This is a genomic window from Nocardiopsis alba (assembly GCF_000710955.1).
GTDB lineage: Bacteria > Actinomycetota > Actinomycetes > Streptosporangiales > Streptosporangiaceae > Nocardiopsis > Nocardiopsis alba.
Genome location: NZ_BAZE01000004.1, coordinates 22206 through 39350 on the forward strand (window position 1 = coordinate 22206; position 17145 = coordinate 39350).

The window sequence follows — 17145 nt, forward strand, 5'->3', positions numbered from 1 at the left end:
GCTCGGCCACCATCCCCCCTTTCTCCCCCACAGCGCAGGAGAACATCGACATGAGAGCACGACCCCTCCGACGACGGCTCGCGGTCCTGGCGGCCGCCGCCCTCGCCCTCCCCCTCGCACTGGCACCCACCCCGGCCGCGGCCGAGTCCTCCGACGTCACCGTGACCTACGTCGAGACCAGCCGCTGGGACAACGGTTACGCCGGACAGCTGACCATCGAGAACGCCTCCGCGGCCGCTCTCGACGACTGGACCGTGGAGTTCACCCTCCCCGCGGGCACCTCCATCACCACCGCCTGGAACGCGACCCTGTCCGTCTCCGGCGGCGTCCACACCCTCAGGCCGCCCTCGTGGGGCGCCGTCGTCCCCGCCGGAAGCGGTTACTCGATCGGCTGGAACGGCGTCCACTCCGGAGGAGAGACGACCCCCGAGAACTGTCTGATCGACGGCTCACCCTGCTCCGGCGGCTCCGGCGAACCCGACGGGGAACCGCCCACCGCACCCGAGGGCCTGACCGTCACCGGGACCACGGCGACCAGTGTGTCGCTCTCGTGGGGCGAGGCCACCGACGACGTCGCCGTGGCCGGGTACGAGATCCTCTCCGAGGGCGGGGTGGTCCGCGCCGTCGACGCCGACACCCTCTCCGCCACCGTGGCGGGCCTGAACCCGGAGACCTCCTACTCCTTCACCGTCCGCGCCTATGACACCTCCGGCAACCGGGGGCCCGAGAGCGGCGCCGTCCAGGTCACAACGGAGGCGGACGACGGCGGGCCCTCCCTGCCGGCCGAGGACCTGCGGGTCGCCTACTTCACCCAGTGGGGGATCTACGATCGCGGCTACCTCGTGAACGATCTGGAGACCTCGGGCAGCGCCGAGAAGCTCACCCACATCAACTACGCGTTCGGCAACGTCAACGCGGGTGGCGAGTGCTTCATGGCCAACCAGGCCGGCCAGGGCGACGCCTGGGCCGACTACGGCCGCTCCTTCACCGCCGCCGAGAGCGTGGACGGGGTCGCCGACCAGTGGAGTCAGGACCTGCGCGGCAACTTCAACCAGCTCAGGAAGTTGAAGGAGATCCACCCCGACCTGAAGGTCAACCTCTCCCTCGGCGGCTGGACCTGGTCGGAGCACTTCTCCGACGCGGCGCTCACCCCCGAGTCCCGTGAACGCATGGTCTCCTCCTGCATCGACCTGTACCTGCGCGGCAACCTGCCGATCTTCGACGGCGCCGGCGGCCCCGGCTCCGCGGCGGGGATCTTCGACGGCATCGACCTGGACTGGGAGTGGCCCGGCTCCGAGGGGCACGAGCACAACACCGTGCGCCCCGAGGACAAGGAGAACTTCACCGCCCTGGTCCGGGAGTTCCGCGAGCAGCTCGACGCCCTGGAGGCCGAGACCGGGCGCGGGTTCGAGCTGACCGCCTTCCTGCCGGCCGACCCCGAGAAGATCGACCTGGGCTTCGAGATGGACCGACTCATGCCGGACTTCGACTTCATCACGGTCCAGGGCTACGACTACCACGGAGCCTGGGAGGACACGACCAACCACCAGTCCAACCTGCTGCCGGACCCGAGGGACACCGGGGCGAACGTCTTCTCCACCGAGACCACCGTCCAGGCCTACCTCGACCGCGGGGTGGACCCCTCGGACATGGTGCTCGGGCTGCCCTTCTACGGCCGCGGGTGGACCGGCGTCGCGCCCGGCCCGGAGGGAGACGGCCTCTTCCAGCCCTCGACGGGTCCGGCCCCGGGGAGTTACGAGGACGGCATCGAGGACTGGAAGGTGATCAAGGACCTGCCCGGGTTCGATCTGTACCGTGACGACGACCTGGGCACCGCCTGGCTCTACGACGGGAACACCCTCTGGACCTACGATGACGAGGTCTCCATGGGTCAGAAGACCACGTGGGCCGTGGACAACGGCCTCGGCGGCGTCATGATCTGGTCCATCGACGGCGACGACGCCTCCGGCAGCCTCATCACGGCGGTGGACGCGGCGCTCCGTTAGAGCCTTCTCGCACCGTTACGGGCCCCGGCCGCACGGCCGGGGCCTTTTATCTCCCCCGAAGCGAGGAGTCAATGGGTCGCCGTGGCCACAAGGGGACAATGTCCCCGCGGGCACTGGTCCGGTCCGTCAACTCGAAAGATCCGTCGTCCGCCCGACGGCCTCGGCCGCTCCCCCAGAAACTTCCTCACGGGGCGTTGACGCCGCCGGTAATTATTAGTTAAGTTTCCTAAAAATTTATCCCCCCACGTCAGTAGGGCCCGCCCCCGGGCCCGGCGCCTGACTCCGCCCCCTCCAGGAGACCCCCGACGTGAGCGCACGACGACTCAGGAAGACCCTCGCGGTACCCGCCGCGGCAGTGCTGGCGGCACCGCTCGCCCTGGCCGCCCCTCCCGTCGCGGCCGAGACGGTCGACACCGGCGACCTCACCGTGACCTACGTCGAGTCCGCCCGCTGGAACACCGGCTACAGCGGAGAGATCACCGTCCACAACGCCTCCGGCGCGGACCTCACCGACTGGACCCTCGAATTCGAACTGCCCGAGGGCGGCCGGGTGCACGAACTGTGGAACGCCACCATCGAGGGCACCGCCGAGGAGGGCTACACCGTCACGCCGCCGCGCTGGGGCGCCGTCGTCCCCGCCGGAGGGAGCTACGTCTTCGGCTTCAACGGCGTCCACGAGGGCGGCAACACCCACCTGCTCGGCTGTTCCATCAACGGCGCGAACTGCGCGGGTACCCCTTCCCAGGGCCCCGAGCACGACGAGCTCAGTGTCGCCTACTTCACCCAATGGGGGGTGAAGGAGCGCGACTACCACGTCCGCGACCTCATCGACTCGGGCAGCGCGGACAAGCTCACCCACATCAACTACGCCTTCGGCAACGTGGGCTCCGACGGTGAGTGCTTCATGACCAACGACCCCGAGGACGGCGACGCGCTCGCCGACTACGGTCGCGTCGTCCCCGCCTCCGAGAGCGTCGACGGAGCCCCCGACGGCCCCGGCCAGCCGCTGCGCGGCAACTTCAACCAGCTCAGGAAGTTGAAGGAGCTCTACCCGGAGCTGGTCATCAGCATCTCCCTGGGCGGCTGGAACTGGTCGGAGCACTTCTCCGACGCGGCGCTCACCCCCGAGTCCCGCGAACGCATGGTCTCCTCCTGCGTCGACCTGTACCTGCGCGGCGACCTGCCCGTCATCGACGGCGCGGGCGGCGAGGGCGCGGCCTACGGGATCTTCGACGGCATCGACCTGGACTGGGAGTGGCCCGGCTCCGAGGGCAACCCGCACAACACGGTGCGCCCCGAGGACAGGGAGAACTTCACCGCCCTGGTCCGGGAGTTCCGCGAGCAGCTCGACGCCCTCGGCGAGGAGACCGGCCGTCACTTCGAACTCAGCTCGTTCATGCCCGCCGGCGCCTGGCGTCTGGACAGCGGCTACGAGCTGGACGAGATCATGCCGGACTTCGACTTCATCACGGTCCAGGGCTACGACTACCACGGCACCTGGGAGACGACCACCAACCACCAGTCCAACCTGCTGCCCGACCCGAACGACCCGGGCGAGGTGATCTCCACCCTCACCAACGTGGAGGCCTACCTGGAGCGCGGCGTCGACCCGGAGAAGATCGTCCTGGGCGTGCCCTTCTACGGACAGGGATGGACCGGCGTCGAACCCGGACCCGCCGGAGACGGACTCTTCCAGTCCGCCTCGGGCCCCGCCCCCGGCCTCTACGCCGACGGGACCGAGGACTGGAAGGCGCTCAAGGAGCTGTCCGGTTTCGAGGTGCACCGCGACGACGACCTGGGCACCGCCTGGCTCTACGACGGCGAGACCTTCTGGACCTACGACGACGAGATCTCCATGGACCAGAAGACCACGTGGGCCATGGACAACGGCCTCGGCGGCGTCATGATCTGGTCCATCGACGGCGACGACGCCGACGGAAACCTCATCACCGCGATCGACGCGGCGTTGGGCCGGTAGGAAAGACCTCCGTCCGGCCTTCGGGACGGACGGGAGAGAACGGCGTCGGTGCTCTGATCCGGGGAGCACCGCCGCCGGGGCGGGGTGGACCGACGTGCGACGGTCCGCCCCGTCCGCCTTGTGTCCCGGCCCCCTCAGAGGCCGGAGGTCGCGCCCAGCTCCTTGAGCAACAGGTCGGCCGCGCCGTAGGGGTCGCGCTCTCCGGAGGCCACCTCGCGGGCCAGGGAGTCCAGACCGCCGTCGGTCTCCACCCCGCCCAGACGGGAGCGCAGCAGGTCCAGCACGATCGCCTGGACCTCGTCACGGGCTCGGGCGCTCCGGCGCGCGGCGAGCTCCCCGGAGGACTCCAGGTGGGCGAAGTGTCCGTCGATCCGCTCCCACAGCTCGTCGACGCCCTTGTCCTCGGCGGCCACCGTCATGACGATCGGCGGCTTCCACTCCTCGTCGGTACGGTCCTTCATCGCGATCATCTGGCGGAGTTCGCGCAGGGTCACCCTGGCCCCGTCCCGGTCGGCCTTGTTGATCGCGAACACGTCCGCCACCTCCAGGACACCGGCCTTGGCCGCCTGGACCGAGTCGCCCATGCCCGGCGCGCACAGGACCACCGTGGTGTCCGCCTGGCCCGCGATGTCGACCTCCGCCTGGCCCACGCCCACGGTCTCCACCAGGATGACGTCGAAACCGGCCGCGTCCAGGACCCGGAGCGCGTGCGGGGTCGCCCACGACAGCCCGCCCAGGTGACCGCGGTTGGCCATGGAACGGATGTAGACGCCCGGGTCGGTGGCGTGCTCCTGCATACGGACCCGGTCGCCCAGCAGGGCGCCTCCGGTGAAGGGCGAGGAGGGGTCCACCGCGAGCACGGCGACCGTCCTGCCCTGGGCGCGCACCGCACGCACCACGGCGTTCGTGGTGGTGGACTTGCCCACCCCCGGGGAACCGGTGAAGCCCACCACCCGGGCCCGACCGGTGTGGGGCGCCAGCCCCGCCATGATGGGGCGCAACTCCTCGGCGCCGTTCTCCACCAGGGTGATCGCGCGGGCCAGCGCCCTGCGGTCACCGCCGTGGACCCGTTCGACCAACTCGGGGGCGTTCATGTGACTCCTCGACTCGACCGCTCGGGGCGGGGGCTCATGGCCCCCGCCCCGTGGGTTCAGGTGCGTCGTGCCCCTCCGGGGGTCTCCCGGAGGCACGGTGTTCTTCTCGGTTGGTGGGTGCTGCTCGGTCCCGGCCGCCTCTGCCCGGGCGGCCGGGGTCGTACTCGGGTGTTCGGCGGCTACTCGGCGGGCACCGAGAACAGCAGGGCGTCGCCCTGGCCACCGCCGCCGCACAGGGCCGCGGCACCGAGGCCGCCGCCACGACGGCGCAGTTCGTGGATCAGGTGCAGGGCGATGCGAGCCCCCGAGGCGCCGATCGGGTGACCGATCGCGATGGCGCCGCCGTTGACGTTGACGATCTCCTCGGAGACGCCCAGGTCCTTGGTGGACTGGATGCCGACCGCGGCGAACGCCTCGTTGATCTCGATGAGGTCCAGGTCCTCCACCGAGCGGCCCGCCTTGGTCAGGGCGTGCTTGATGGCGTTGGAGGGCTGGGAGTGCAGCGAGTTGTCCGGGCCGGCGACGTTCCCGTGCGCGCCGATCTCGGCGAGGACGGGCACGCCCAGCTCCTCGGCCTTGGCCCGGCTCATCACGACCACCGCGGCGGCACCGTCGGAGATCTGCGAGGAGGAGCCCGCCGTGATGGTGCCCTCACGGTCGAAGGCGGGGCGGAGCCGGCCCAGGCTCTCCTCCGTGGTGTCCGGGCGGACGCCCTCGTCGTGCGAGAACACGATCGGGTCGCCCTTGCGTTGGGGGATCTCGACGGGGACGATCTCCTCGTCGAAGAGGCCCTTCTCCGCTGCTGCGGCGGCGCGCTGGTGGGAACGGGCGGCGAAGGCGTCCTGTTCGGGACGCAGGATGCCGAGCTTCCCGTTGTGCCGCTCGGTGGAGGCGCCCATGGAGTCGCCTTCGAAGGCGTCGGTGAGGCCGTCGTGCGCGGTCGCGTCGATGACCTCGATGGAGCCGTACTTGTAGCCCTTGCGGGACTTGGGGAGCAGGTGCGGGGCGTTGGTCATGGACTCCATGCCGCCCGCGACCACGATGTCGAACTCACCGGCGGCGATGAGCTGGTCGGCCAGGGCGATGGCGTCCAGACCGGACAGGCACACCTTGTTGATGGTCACCGACGGGACGTCCATGGGGATGCCGGCCTTGACCGCGGCCTGGCGTGAGGGGATCTGGCCCGCGCCGGCCTGGAGCACCTGCCCCATGACGACGTAGCCGACCTGATCACCACTGATACCGGCGCGCTCCAGGGCGGCCTTGATCGCGAAACCGCCCAGGTCTGCGGCGGAGAACCCGGCGAGGGAGCCGAGGAGTCGGCCGGTGGGGGTCCGTGCCCCACCGACGATGACGGAACCGGGCATCTTAACTGGCCTCCAAGTGATGGGTGACGCACCTGGTCTGCAACGATACCCACACAGCCCTCATCGACGTTCGGGAGGTTCGCCCCGTGAGCAACGCACCCAGCCCCACCGGCCCGTTCTCCGGCCTGACACGACTGGACCACGTCGGCATCGCCTGCCGGGACCTCGACGCCTCGATCGAGTTCTATCGGAGCACGTACGGCTTCGAGGTGGAACACGAAGAGGTGAACGAGGAGCAGGGCGTGCGGGAGGCGATGCTCCGGATCAACGGCACCGACGACGGCGGCGCCACGTATCTGCAACTCCTGGAACCGACCCGGGAGGACTCTCCGGTGGCGAAGTTCCTGGCCCGGAACGGCGAGGGCGTGCACCACCTGGCCTTCGGCACGGGCGACGTCGCCGCGAGCGCCGCCGGGATCGGTGAGCGCGGGGTCCGGGTACTGGACTCCGAGCCCCGTACGGGGACCGCCGGTTCCCGGATCGTCTTCCTCCACCCGAAGGACTGTGGGGGCGTCCTCACCGAATTGGTACAGAGCGCACATTGAGGACACGCTGAGCCGTCGAACGGCCTCTCCACGTCACGAGATCATTCCGGACGGATCACATCTTGCACACTATAGGCGTGGTTGACCTTCGACCCCACCGGAAGTTACCCGAAACCCCCTCCCCCAGGGGCCTGTGCTTGATAAAGTCGGCTAGCCGCCGGATGTCTTTCCTCCGGCGTCGATCCGTGTCCCGCGGTCCGGTCGTGAACCGGGTCGGTCGCGCCCACCGATGTCATCACACGGGGGCGACCCATTGGAGGCGATCAGGGTCCTACCGTCGTATCGACCGCCCGTATCCCGGCTCTCACGTCCCGGACTCACCCGCCCGTCCACCAGGGGCGTGCAGCCGCCCTCCCGCCGCCTCCGGCAGTTCGCAAGTAGCCGTCTCGCACCCGTTCAGGATTCCGCCACATGTCGTCAAACAACATTGACACCCAGCTCAACAACATCTTCGACGAAGACAACACCCCTCAAGAATTCGACGTGGTGCTGCGTGGCTATGACCGCACCCAGGTAGACGACTACGCGGCCGGCCTCCGCAACGAGGTCAAGCAGGCCAACAAGAAGGTCGAGAAGCTCAACTCCGAGCTCGCGGCCAAGGACCGTCAGCTCCAGGAGCGCGAGCGCCCCTCCTACTCCGGCCTGGGCTCGCGGATCGAGGAGCTGCTGCGTCTGGCCGAGGAGCAGGCCAACGAGCTGGTCCAGAGCGCCCAGATCGACGCCAACGACATCCGCTCGGCCGCCAAGATCGAGGCCGCCGAGATGCGCGCCGCCGCCGAGTCCGAGGCCACCGAGGTGCGCACCCTCGCCCAGCGCGAGGCCGACGAGCAGCGTCAGTCCGCCGAGTCCGAGGCGGAGGAGATCACCACCACCGCCCGCCGTGAGGCCGACGAGCTGGCCTCCACCACCGAGCGCGAGGTGCAGAAGAAGCGCTCCGCCGTCGACCACGAGATCGCCGAGAAGCGCGCGACCTTCGAGGGCGAGATCGCCAAGCTGCGCACCACCACCGAGCGCGAGTGCGCCCAGGCCCGTGCCGCCGCCAAGCGCGAGCGCGACGAGACCATCCAGGCCGCCAAGAGCCAGGCCGAGGAGCTGCGCAAGAACGCCGAGCGCGCCTACGCCGAGTCCGAGGCCCGCCGCACCGAGGCCGAGGACCAGTTCGAGCTCCAGCTGGCCGACCGCCGTGCCGAGGTCGAGCGTCAGGACGCCGAGCGTCTGGCCGCCGCCCAGGCCGCCACCCAGCAGATGGTCAACGAGGCCGAGGAGCGGGCCCGCAGCGCCGAGGACCGCGCCACCAAGGCCAGCCAGCAGGCCGAGCAGACCCGCCGCGAGGCCGAGAACCACGCCAAGCAGCTCCTGGGCAACGCCAAGAAGAACGCCGCCCAGATCGAGGCCGACGCCAAGTCCAAGGCCGAGCACCAGCTCAACGACGCCAAGTCCGAGGCCAACCGGATCATGACCGCCGCCAACAAGGAGGTCGACGAGCTCAACCGCCAGCGCGACAGCATCCAGTCGCACCTTCAGCAGCTCCGTCAGCTGCTCGGTGGCGGTGCCGCTCCGGCCGCGGCCGCCCCGGCCGCCCCCGCGGCCATCCAGCAGGAGTCCGCTCCGGCGGCCCCCGCCGCTCCGGCCCCGGCCGCCGAGGAGCCGAAGCAGCCCGCGCACTCGGGCAAGGGCTCCGACGACGAGGACTGGTGGCAGGAGTAGGCACGGCCGACCCGGCGGTGTCCCTCCGACACATCGAAGGGCCCGGCACCCCGCGTGGGGTGCCGGGCCCTTCGGCGTACCGGGTCGGGGAGACCTTCGTCGAGGGTGCCCGGGCTCCGGGAAGGCTCAGACGACGTCCTTCTCCCAAGGGCCGTCCCACTCGGTGGGCAGCGGGTAGGCCTTCGGGTTGACCCGACGGACGATCTCGTCGAGGACCCGACGCACGTACGGCTCCCCCACCCACAGGTGCTTGGCCCCGTCGACCGCGATGATCTCCGCCTGGGTGAGGGGCGCGAAACGCCGCCGGGCCTCGTCGGGCTTGAGGTAGTCGTCGTGTTCGGGCACCAGCGCCACCACCGGCTTGCCCGAGTCCGCCCAGACCTTCATGTCGGCCTCTCCGGCACGGTGCAGCGGCGGCGACAGCAGGAGGGCGCCCATCACCTGGGGGTCGCAACCCCACTTGAGCGCCAGTTCGGTTCCGAAGGACCAGCCCAGCAGCCACGGGTTCGGAAGTTCCTCGAACTCGGTGAACTCGATGGCGGCGTGGACGTCGAACCGCTCGGTCTCCCCCTCGCCGAACTCGCCCTGGCTGGTGCCGTGACGTGAGGTCGTGCCTCGGGTGTTGAAGCGCAGTACCGCGACGTTGGCCAGGGCCGGCAGGCGGAACGAGGCCTTGCGCAGGACGTGGCTGTCCATCATGCCCTCGGCCGTGGGCAGCGGGTGCAGGCACACGAGGGTGGCGTCGGGGCGCCCGCCCTCGGGCATCGCCAGCTCACCGACCAGCTCCAGCCCGTCGGCGGTGTGCAGTGTGATGGGGCGGCGCTCGGCGGGCAGCACCGTGGTGGCTCGGATCTCCATGGCTCTTCTCTTCAGTGCGGGGATCAGTGACGGGGTGCCCGGGGCGAACGTCGCGAGCGCCGTTCCCAACAGGAGGAGTGCCAGTGCCGTCGGTCCTCGCCGTCGCCGTAGGGGCGCCAGGCGACCACGTGCGCCATCCCGGTGGGGATCTCCTGGGCACAGCCCGGGCAACGATAGGTCTTGGTGGCGGCCGCGCCGGGGATGCTGCGTATGACGTACTCGCCGTCGGGCCCGGTCTCTCGACGCTGGCCCCCGGTTATGCGCAGCATGAGGGCGTCCTCGTCGGCGGGACCGGAGGCGTCTTTGCGGCCTCGGGCGGACTTACGGCGTGAACTGTTACGGCGCGGACTCACCCTTCAAGGGTAGGAGAGGAGCACCAGTGCCCACCGCCGCGCCCCGGCCGCCGGGAGCGTGACCTCGGCGGCCCCCGGCCCGTGTGCTCCTCCGGACATCGATCGGGCGCCGGCGGGATCACGTCCCACCGGCGCCCGGGTCCGGTCCGAGGAGCTAGTGTCCCTGGCAGGCGCAGCCTCCGCCGCCGTGCGAGTCGGACTCGTCGACGTCGGGCAGCATGTCCATGAGCAGCGGGGCGGGCACGGCGATCGTGGTGAGGCCGTACTCCGACATGGCGACCAGTGTGGTGATCACGGATTCGGCGCCGCGCTCCTCCAACAGCTCGGAGGGGCCCTTCGGGTAGCCGCAACCGAACCGCATGGCGGTGTCGACGTCCTTGGCGGAGGCGTACCCGTCGCCGATCATGCGCAGGGCGTCGTCGATCTGCGGGGCGATGAGCATCTCGCCGAGGTCGAGGGACTCCTCCTCGCGCACCATCTCCGCGAGACGGCCGGTGGGGAGCGGCTCGGGGGCGTCGTCGGCGGAGGTGTAGAAACCGCCACCGGTCTTGCGCCCCAGACGGCCGGCGGCGACCATCCGGCGCAGCAGCGGGGAGGCCGAGTAACGCGGGTCGTGGAACTCGTTCCAGAGCACGTCCATGACGGCCAGGCACACGTCGAGCCCGACCAGGTCGGCCAGGGTGAGCGGGCCCATCGGGAGACCGGCGGCCTTCTTGACCGCCTCGTCGATCTCCTCGCGGGTGGCGATCCGGCGCTCGTAGAGGCGGATCGCGTCGTTGATGTAGGGCACCAGGAGGGCGTTGGCCACGAACCCGCCGCGGTCGGCGATGGTGATGGGCGTCTTACCGACGCGCTTGGCCACCTCGGTGACGACATCGACGGTCTCGGCGCTGGTGGAGACGGTGGTGACGACCTCGGCCAGCTTCATGACCGGGGCCGGGTTGAAGAAGTGCAGACCGACGACCTTCTCGGGACGGTCGGTCAGCGCGGCGATCTCGGTGACCGACAGCGACGAGGTGTTGGTCGCCAGGATCGTGCCGGGAGCGCAGATCCGGTCGAGGTCGCCGAACACGTCACGCTTGATGTCCATGCGTTCGGGGACGGCCTCGACGACGAAGTCCACGTCCGAGAGGTCCTCCCGGGACGTGCTGAACGTGAGGCGGGCGTCGATAGCGGCGCGCTCGTCCTCGGTGATCTTGCCCTTGTCGACCGCCCGTGTGAGGGACTTGTCCACGTGGCCCCGGCCGCGGTCGAGGGCGGCCTGGTCGATCTCGACCCCGACGACGTTGAAGCCCGCTCGGGCGAACACCTCAGCGATGCCCGCACCCATCGTGCCCAGTCCAACGACGCCGACCTTGTCAAATTCCTGCACCATGAGCCCCACCTTAGACGCCCGGTCCCCCCACGTCGCGCACGGGGACCGGGACTCCACCGCCGTCGGATCACACGTTCCCCCTTCCGTTCCGGTGCCCGACGGGGACGACGGCGACCGCGGCGGCCGCGAACAACGCGCTCACCGCGAACACCCAGGGAAGACCGGCGAACGTGATCACCACCGCCATGAGCAGAGGGGTGAGGGTGGTACTGACCGCCTGGAGCCAGTTCTGGACCGCCAGGGCCCGCCCGGCCCAAGAGGTGCCCGCGATCTCCGCCACCGAGGTGAAGGTGAGCCCGTTGTGCCACATCGTCAGGACCAGGCAGAGCGGGAGCAGCACCAGGGCGCTCCAGGGCAACGACGCGGGCAGAAGCGTCAGCAGGAGCAGGGCGACGGTGGCGACGATCGCGAGGAGACGGACGGGACGCATCCTCTCCCCGTCGCGGTCGGAGACCGCGCCCAGGACCAGACGGCCCACCGCACCGGGCACCTGTGCGACCGCGACCATCACACCGGCGGCGGGAGGACTCCAGCCCTGTTCCTGCACCAGGTAGAGCGCGGCGTAGGTCATGAGGGTGATCTGAGGGACGCCCAGGAGCATGCTCACGCCGTGCACACGCCAGATCGGCCACCGACGGTAGGGAGAACCGGTCTCCGTCTCCGAAGACGCCTCGGGCCCCTCTCGCGTCGGTCCTCGGTCCGTCATGGTCGCGGGCGGTCGCGGCGGTGACGCGGGCACCGCGGCCACGAGCGGGACGGCGAGGAGCGCGAGGATCCCGGGAAGCGACATCGCCCCCACGAACCCCCACGCCTCGGCCGCCCGGGGCAGGACCAGCGCCGCCAGCCCCACCCCCAGGGGAAGCCCCGACTGGCGGATCCCCATCGCCAGCCCGCGTTCCTCCACCGAGAACCAGGTGAGGACCAGACGACCGCTGGCCGCGTTGACCGGGCCGCCGACCGCGCCCAGGAGCGTCAGAATCGCCGCCACCCCCCACAGGCCGGGCGCGACCCACAACAGTGCGAGCGTGACCGTCGTCGACACCAGGCTGATCACCATGGTGGTGCGTTCGCCCACCCGATCGATCACCACGCCCCAGAGGAGGAGGGTGAGCAGCAGCCCGAACGACGGAAGTCCGGCGAGGATCCCCGCCTGGGCCGTGCTCACCCCGAAGTCCTCGCGCAGGCTCGGCAGGACGACCGGGATCCCGAAGATCGCCGAGACCCCGGCCACCTGCGCGACCATGCCGATGGACAGGACCACCCAACGATTCCGCACGAGCATCCGGTCAGCCTAGATCGTCTCTGTCCGGGGAACCGTCGCCGGGATCCCACCGGAGGAGGTAACGTGACCTCCCGTGCGTCTCGTCATCGCGCGGTGCAGCGTCGACTATGCCGGCCGGCTCACCGCCCACCTGCCCATGGCCCCCCGTCTGATCCTCATCAAGGCCGACGGAAGCGTGTCCATCCACGCCGACGACCGGGCCTTCAAACCCCTGAACTGGATGAACCCCCCGTGCAAGCTGCGCGAGGAGATCGTCCAGGACGGACCCGACGTCTGGACGGTCACCCACAGCAAGTCCGGTGAGAAGCTCGTGCTGACGATGGAGGAGATCATGCACGACTCCTCGCACGAGCTCGGCAAGGACCCCGGCCTCCAGAAGGACGGGGTCGAGGCCCACCTCCAGGAGCTGTTGGCCGAGCACATCACCACGCTCGGCGAGGGCTACACGCTCATTCGGCGCGAATACCCCACGGCGATCGGCCCGGTCGACATCCTGTGCCGTGACGGCGAGAACAGGACCGTCGCCGTCGAGCTCAAGCGTCGCGGTGAGATCGACGGGGTCGAACAGCTCACCCGTTACCTCGAACTCCTCAACCGGGACCCCTCCCTGGCCCCCGTGACGGGCGTGTTCGCCGCCCAGGAGATCAAGCCGCAGGCCCGGGTCCTGGCCGAGGACCGCGGTATCGCGTGCGTCGTCCTGGACTACGACGAACTGCGCGGTATCGAACCCGACACGCTCCGGCTGTTCTGACCCCGGCCCCTTCGGCGGGGGTGTGCGACCCCGACGTGTCCGCACGCCCCCGGGCGTCCTCCGATCGGAGGACAACGGTCGGTCTCCCCGACGGATACCCCCCGTGCCCCGGGCCCGGAACCCTGGAGGCATGAGCGGAACAGTCATCGAGGTCGAAGGCCTCACCAAACGCTACGGCGACAACGACGCGGTCGCCGGCATCGATCTGAGCGTCCCCCGAGGAGAGGTCTTCTCCTTCCTCGGTCCCAACGGAGCGGGCAAGACCACCACGGTCGAGATCCTGGAGGGCTTCCGTACCCGGACCGGGGGCTCCGCCCGGGTCCTGGGCCGGGACCCCGGCACGGCCGGCGCGGACTGGCGCGCCCGGATCGGGATCGTGTGGCAGAAGGAGACCATGGTCCCCAAGCTGCCGGTGCGCGACGTGGTGCGACACTTCGCGGGCTACTACCCGCTCGCCCACGACCCGGACGAGGTCGTGGAGATGGTCGGACTGGCCGAGAAGGCCAAGGCCATGCCGGACTCCCTCTCCGGAGGTCAGCGCCGCCGCCTGGACGTGGCCCTCGGCATCATCGGCCGTCCCGAACTGCTCTTCCTCGACGAGCCCACCACCGGTTTCGACCCCCGGGCCCGACGCGAGTTCTGGGAGCTGATCCAGGGGCTGGCCCGAGAGGGCACCACCATCGTCCTCACCACCCATTATCTGGAGGAGGCCGAGTTCCTCGCCGACCGGGTGTGCGTGATCGCCGCCGGCCGGATCAGGGCCCTGGACACCCCCGCCTCCCTGGGCGGGCGCGCCTCCGCGCAGGCCACGGTGGCCTGGTCGGAGGAGGGTGCGCGTCGGGAGGTCCGGACCGAGGAGCCCACCCGGACCGTCGCCGAGCTGAGCGCGCGCTTCCCCGGGGAGATCCCGGAGCTGAGCGTGCACCGCCCCACCCTCGAGGAGATCTACCTCGGGATGATCGAGGACGCCCACGTGCCCGAGGAGACCGCGGTATGAGCACCCCCACGACCGAGACCACCGCCGTCCACCGCACCGAGGGGACGGTGGCCGACATTCCGCGCGGCCGTCCCGTGGGAGCGCTTCGCATCGGCCTGTCCCGGGGATGGATGGAGATCCGATCCTTCGGCCGTGAGTGGGAGAGCGTGGTCTTCACCTTCTCCCTGCCGACACTCATCCTGATCATGTTCGCGGCGATCTTCGACGGCATGTTCGACATGGGGATGCCCGCCGTCGACTACTACCTGCCCGGGATCATCGCCATGGGGCTGATGTCGGTGAGCTTCCAGACGCTGGGCACCGCGATCGCCGCCGAACGCGACCACGGGGCGCTGCGTCGTGTGCGCGGCACCCCGATGCCGCCGAGCTCCTACTTCATCGGCAAGACCGTCCTCATCATGTTCCTCGCGTCGGGGCAGCTGATCCTGCTGTTGGGCGTCGCGGCGCTGTTCTTCGACGCCTCCCTGCCCACCGACGCCTCCTCGTGGGCGACCATCGTCTGGGTGTTCGCTCTCGGCACCGTCGGCTGCGCCCTTCTGGGGATCGCCGTCAGCTCGCTGGCCCGCTCGGCCCAGGCCGCCTCCGCCGTGGTCGTCGTGCCCTTCCTCGTCCTTCAGTTCACCTCGGGCATCTTCGTCCCGGTCATGGCCCTGCCGGACTGGGTGCTGACCGGCGCCTCCCTCTTCCCGCTGCTGTGGATGGCCCAGGGCATGCGCGCCGGTTTCTTCCCCGACGCCATGGCCGAGATGGAACGCAACGGGGCCTGGGACCTCCACATGGTCGCCATCGCGCTGGGCGCCTGGTGTGTGGTGGGCTTGGTCGTGACCCTGGCGACGTTCCGTTGGAAGACCCGGAAGGACGGCTGACCACCATGACCGCACAGGCCCCGGAACACGGCACCGTGCCGGACCGGGAGGGGGAACACGACCCGCTCTCGGCCCCTCCGGAACGGCACGCCTGGGACGTGGGCCTCTGGTGGGACCTGTACTTCACCGGGACGATGCTCGCCATGACGGTGCTGGCTCTGCTGACCGGTCCGGAACGGTGGCGGTGGGCGACCGCGGGACTCATGCTCGCCGTCATCGCCCTCCACTACGCCCTGGTCCGGCGGTACTTCCAGACCGGCGGGGCCGAGCCCTCCTGGGTCGGTCCCTTTCCTGTGGCGCTCCTGCTGCTCCTGCCGACCCTGCCGGCGGTGATCCTGAACCCGGCCCTGACCTTCCTCCTCATCGCGCTCTCCCCGTTGGCCTTCATGACCCTGGGGAGCATGCTCGCCGTGCCCACCGTGGGGATGATCCTGATCGTCCCGACCCTGTGGTCCGGTCTGCTCGGCCGACAGGAATGGGGGGACGTCGGGATCTCCCTCCTGATCAACGGCACGTTGCTGGCCTTCGCGTTCTGGTTCGGGAGCTGGTTCGAGCGGATCGTGGAGCAGAGCTATGAGCGCTACTCCCTCATCGAACAGCTCCAGCACAGCCGAGAGGAGGCCACCCGCCTCTCAGAACAGGCGGGGGCGATGGCCGAACGGGAACGTCTGGCCCGGGAGATGCACGACACCCTCGCCCAAGGGTTCACCAGCATCATCACCCTGGCCCAGGCGGTCGAGTCGGAGATGGACACCGACCCCGACACCGCCCGCCGTCACCTGGTGCTCATGCGCGAGACCGCGGCGGAGAACCTGGCGGAGGCGCGGGCGATGGTGGCCGCCCGTCAGGCGGTCGGGGTGGAGGGCGGCGACCTGGGCTCGGCCCTGACCCGGATCTGCGGGCGGCTGGGCAGGGAGCTGGGCATCGAGGTGACCCCCACCGTGACTGGGACCCCCGAGGAGCTCCCCAACGACCTCCAGGTGTGTCTGCTGCGCACGGCGCAGGAGGCCCTGGCCAACGTCCGCAAGCATGCGGACGCGGACCGGACCGGGGTCTGTCTGGCCTACACCGACGTCGGTGTCTCCCTGAGCGTCTCCGACAACGGACGCGGCTTCGACACCGCCCTCCCCGGTCACGGCAACGGGCTCGCGAACATGCGGCACCGGGCCGAGTCGGTCGGTGGGACGCTCGACCTCGAAAGCGTTCCCGGGCAGGGCACCACCGTCCGTCTGACCATTCCGAGCGAGGAGACCTCGACATCATGATCAGAGTCCTGTTGGTGGACGACCACCCCGTGGTCCGCGAGGGCATCCGAGGCATGCTCAGCACCGAGCCGGACCTGGACATCGTCGGAGACGCCGGTTCCGGACCCGAGGCCGTGGTCCGCGCCGCCGAGCTGGCCCCGGACGTGATCCTGATGGACCTGAGGATGCCCGGCGGCGACGGCGTCGAGGCCACCGAACGGATCCGCGCCGCGCACCCCGGTGTCCATGTGCTCGTCCTCACCACCTACGACACCGACACCGACATCCTGCGCGCGGTCGAGGCCGGCGCCACGGGCTACCTGCTCAAGGACACCCCTCGGGGGGAGTTGGCGGAGGCGGTCCGGTCGGCGGCGCGCGGCGAGACCGTGCTCAGCGGACACCTGGCGGGGAAGCTGCTGACCGGGGTGCGTCGACGTTCCGAACCGGAGGGCCCCTCGCTCTCCCCTCGGGAGGTGGAGGTGCTGCGCCTGGCCGCCGACGGGCACACCAACGCGGTGATCGGGCGCACCCTGCACATCAGCGCCACCACGGTGAAGACGCATCTGATGCGCATCTACGAGAAACTGGGTGTGGGAGACCGCACCTCGGCCGTGACCCGGGCTCTCCGACGCGGACTGCTTCCGGAGCGTTAGGAAACCCCGAAATCAGGGCACTCTCAGGGATTTCCCGGGGTTCTCCAGGCCGTTTTCCACGGAAGAATC

15 protein-coding genes are annotated in these 17145 nt (G+C 70.1%); 9 read left to right on the forward strand and 6 right to left on the reverse strand.

Annotated elements, in window-relative coordinates; all coding sequences use genetic code 11:
- Window positions 1-50: 50 nt before the first annotated feature.
- Window positions 51-2006, forward strand: coding sequence for a glycoside hydrolase family 18 chitinase (locus tag TR33_RS08905; protein ID WP_017536371.1), 1956 nt, complete (start codon window positions 51-53; stop codon window positions 2004-2006).
- A gap of 307 nt (window positions 2007-2313) precedes the next feature.
- The gene (locus TR33_RS08910; protein ID WP_042282688.1) at window positions 2314-3984 is read left to right on the forward strand and encodes a glycosyl hydrolase family 18 protein; all 1671 of its coding nucleotides are present in this window, start codon (window positions 2314-2316) and stop codon (window positions 3982-3984) included.
- Window positions 3985-4118: 134 nt separating this feature from the next.
- On the opposite strand, the gene meaB is transcribed toward TR33_RS08910, so the two are convergent.
- Both meaB and TR33_RS08920 read right to left on the reverse strand, forming a co-directional pair.
- Window positions 4119-5078: a methylmalonyl Co-A mutase-associated GTPase MeaB gene (gene meaB / locus TR33_RS08915; protein WP_014909551.1), complete on the reverse strand. Its 960-nt coding sequence runs from the start codon at window positions 5076-5078 to the stop codon at window positions 4119-4121.
- 179 nt (window positions 5079-5257) lie between these two features.
- Window positions 5258-6445: an acetyl-CoA C-acetyltransferase gene (locus TR33_RS08920; protein WP_014910138.1), complete on the reverse strand. Its 1188-nt coding sequence runs from the start codon at window positions 6443-6445 to the stop codon at window positions 5258-5260.
- A gap of 86 nt (window positions 6446-6531) precedes the next feature.
- Here TR33_RS08920 and mce point away from each other — a divergent pair, with 86 nt between their 5' ends.
- Window positions 6532-6990 carry a methylmalonyl-CoA epimerase gene (mce, locus tag TR33_RS08925; RefSeq protein ID WP_014911239.1) on the forward strand — a complete coding sequence of 153 codons (459 nt, stop codon included), beginning with the start codon at window positions 6532-6534 and terminating at the stop codon, window positions 6988-6990.
- A gap of 411 nt (window positions 6991-7401) precedes the next feature.
- Complete coding sequence (locus tag TR33_RS08930; protein WP_014910537.1) at window positions 7402-8697, forward strand: DivIVA domain-containing protein; 1296 nt, start codon at window positions 7402-7404, stop codon at window positions 8695-8697.
- A 126-nt stretch (window positions 8698-8823) separates the two neighbouring features.
- Here TR33_RS08930 and TR33_RS08935 read toward each other — a convergent pair whose 3' ends face one another.
- From TR33_RS08935 to TR33_RS08950, 4 genes are all read right to left on the reverse strand, one after another.
- Window positions 8824-9555 carry an alpha/beta hydrolase gene (locus TR33_RS08935; RefSeq protein WP_014908444.1) on the reverse strand — a complete coding sequence of 244 codons (732 nt, stop codon included), beginning with the start codon at window positions 9553-9555 and terminating at the stop codon, window positions 8824-8826.
- A 23-nt stretch (window positions 9556-9578) separates the two neighbouring features.
- Window positions 9579-9908: an Rv1322 family protein gene (locus tag TR33_RS08940; RefSeq protein ID WP_193789633.1), complete on the reverse strand. Its 330-nt coding sequence runs from the start codon at window positions 9906-9908 to the stop codon at window positions 9579-9581.
- 154 nt (window positions 9909-10062) lie between these two features.
- Window positions 10063-11283 (reverse strand): 3-hydroxyacyl-CoA dehydrogenase, encoded by a 1221-nt coding sequence (locus tag TR33_RS08945; protein WP_017536375.1) that lies wholly within the window; start codon window positions 11281-11283, stop codon window positions 10063-10065.
- Window positions 11284-11350: 67 nt separating this feature from the next.
- A complete protein-coding gene (locus TR33_RS08950) occupies window positions 11351-12565 on the reverse strand; it encodes an MFS transporter (RefSeq protein WP_042282691.1) in 1215 nt (404 codons plus the stop codon).
- Window positions 12566-12638: 73 nt separating this feature from the next.
- Here TR33_RS08950 and nucS point away from each other — a divergent pair, with 73 nt between their 5' ends.
- From nucS to TR33_RS08975, 5 genes are all read left to right on the forward strand, one after another.
- On the forward strand, window positions 12639-13316 hold the full coding sequence (nucS, locus tag TR33_RS08955) for an endonuclease NucS (RefSeq protein ID WP_017536376.1): 678 nt from the start codon (window positions 12639-12641) through the stop codon (window positions 13314-13316).
- A 130-nt stretch (window positions 13317-13446) separates the two neighbouring features.
- A complete protein-coding gene (locus tag TR33_RS08960) occupies window positions 13447-14313 on the forward strand; it encodes an ABC transporter ATP-binding protein (protein WP_017536377.1) in 867 nt (288 codons plus the stop codon).
- Entirely contained in the window at window positions 14310-15179 is an 870-nt protein-coding gene (locus TR33_RS08965; protein WP_042282693.1) for an ABC transporter permease, read from the forward strand. Before TR33_RS08960 ends, TR33_RS08965 begins: the two co-directional genes overlap by 4 nt.
- A complete protein-coding gene (locus TR33_RS08970; RefSeq protein WP_017536379.1) occupies window positions 15155-16444 on the forward strand; it encodes a sensor histidine kinase in 1290 nt (429 codons plus the stop codon). Before TR33_RS08965 ends, TR33_RS08970 begins: the two co-directional genes overlap by 25 nt.
- The gene (locus tag TR33_RS08975; protein ID WP_014908502.1) at window positions 16441-17076 is read left to right on the forward strand and encodes a response regulator; all 636 of its coding nucleotides are present in this window, start codon (window positions 16441-16443) and stop codon (window positions 17074-17076) included. The genes TR33_RS08970 and TR33_RS08975 overlap by 4 nt, the downstream gene beginning before the upstream one ends.
- Window positions 17077-17145 lie beyond the last annotated feature (69 nt).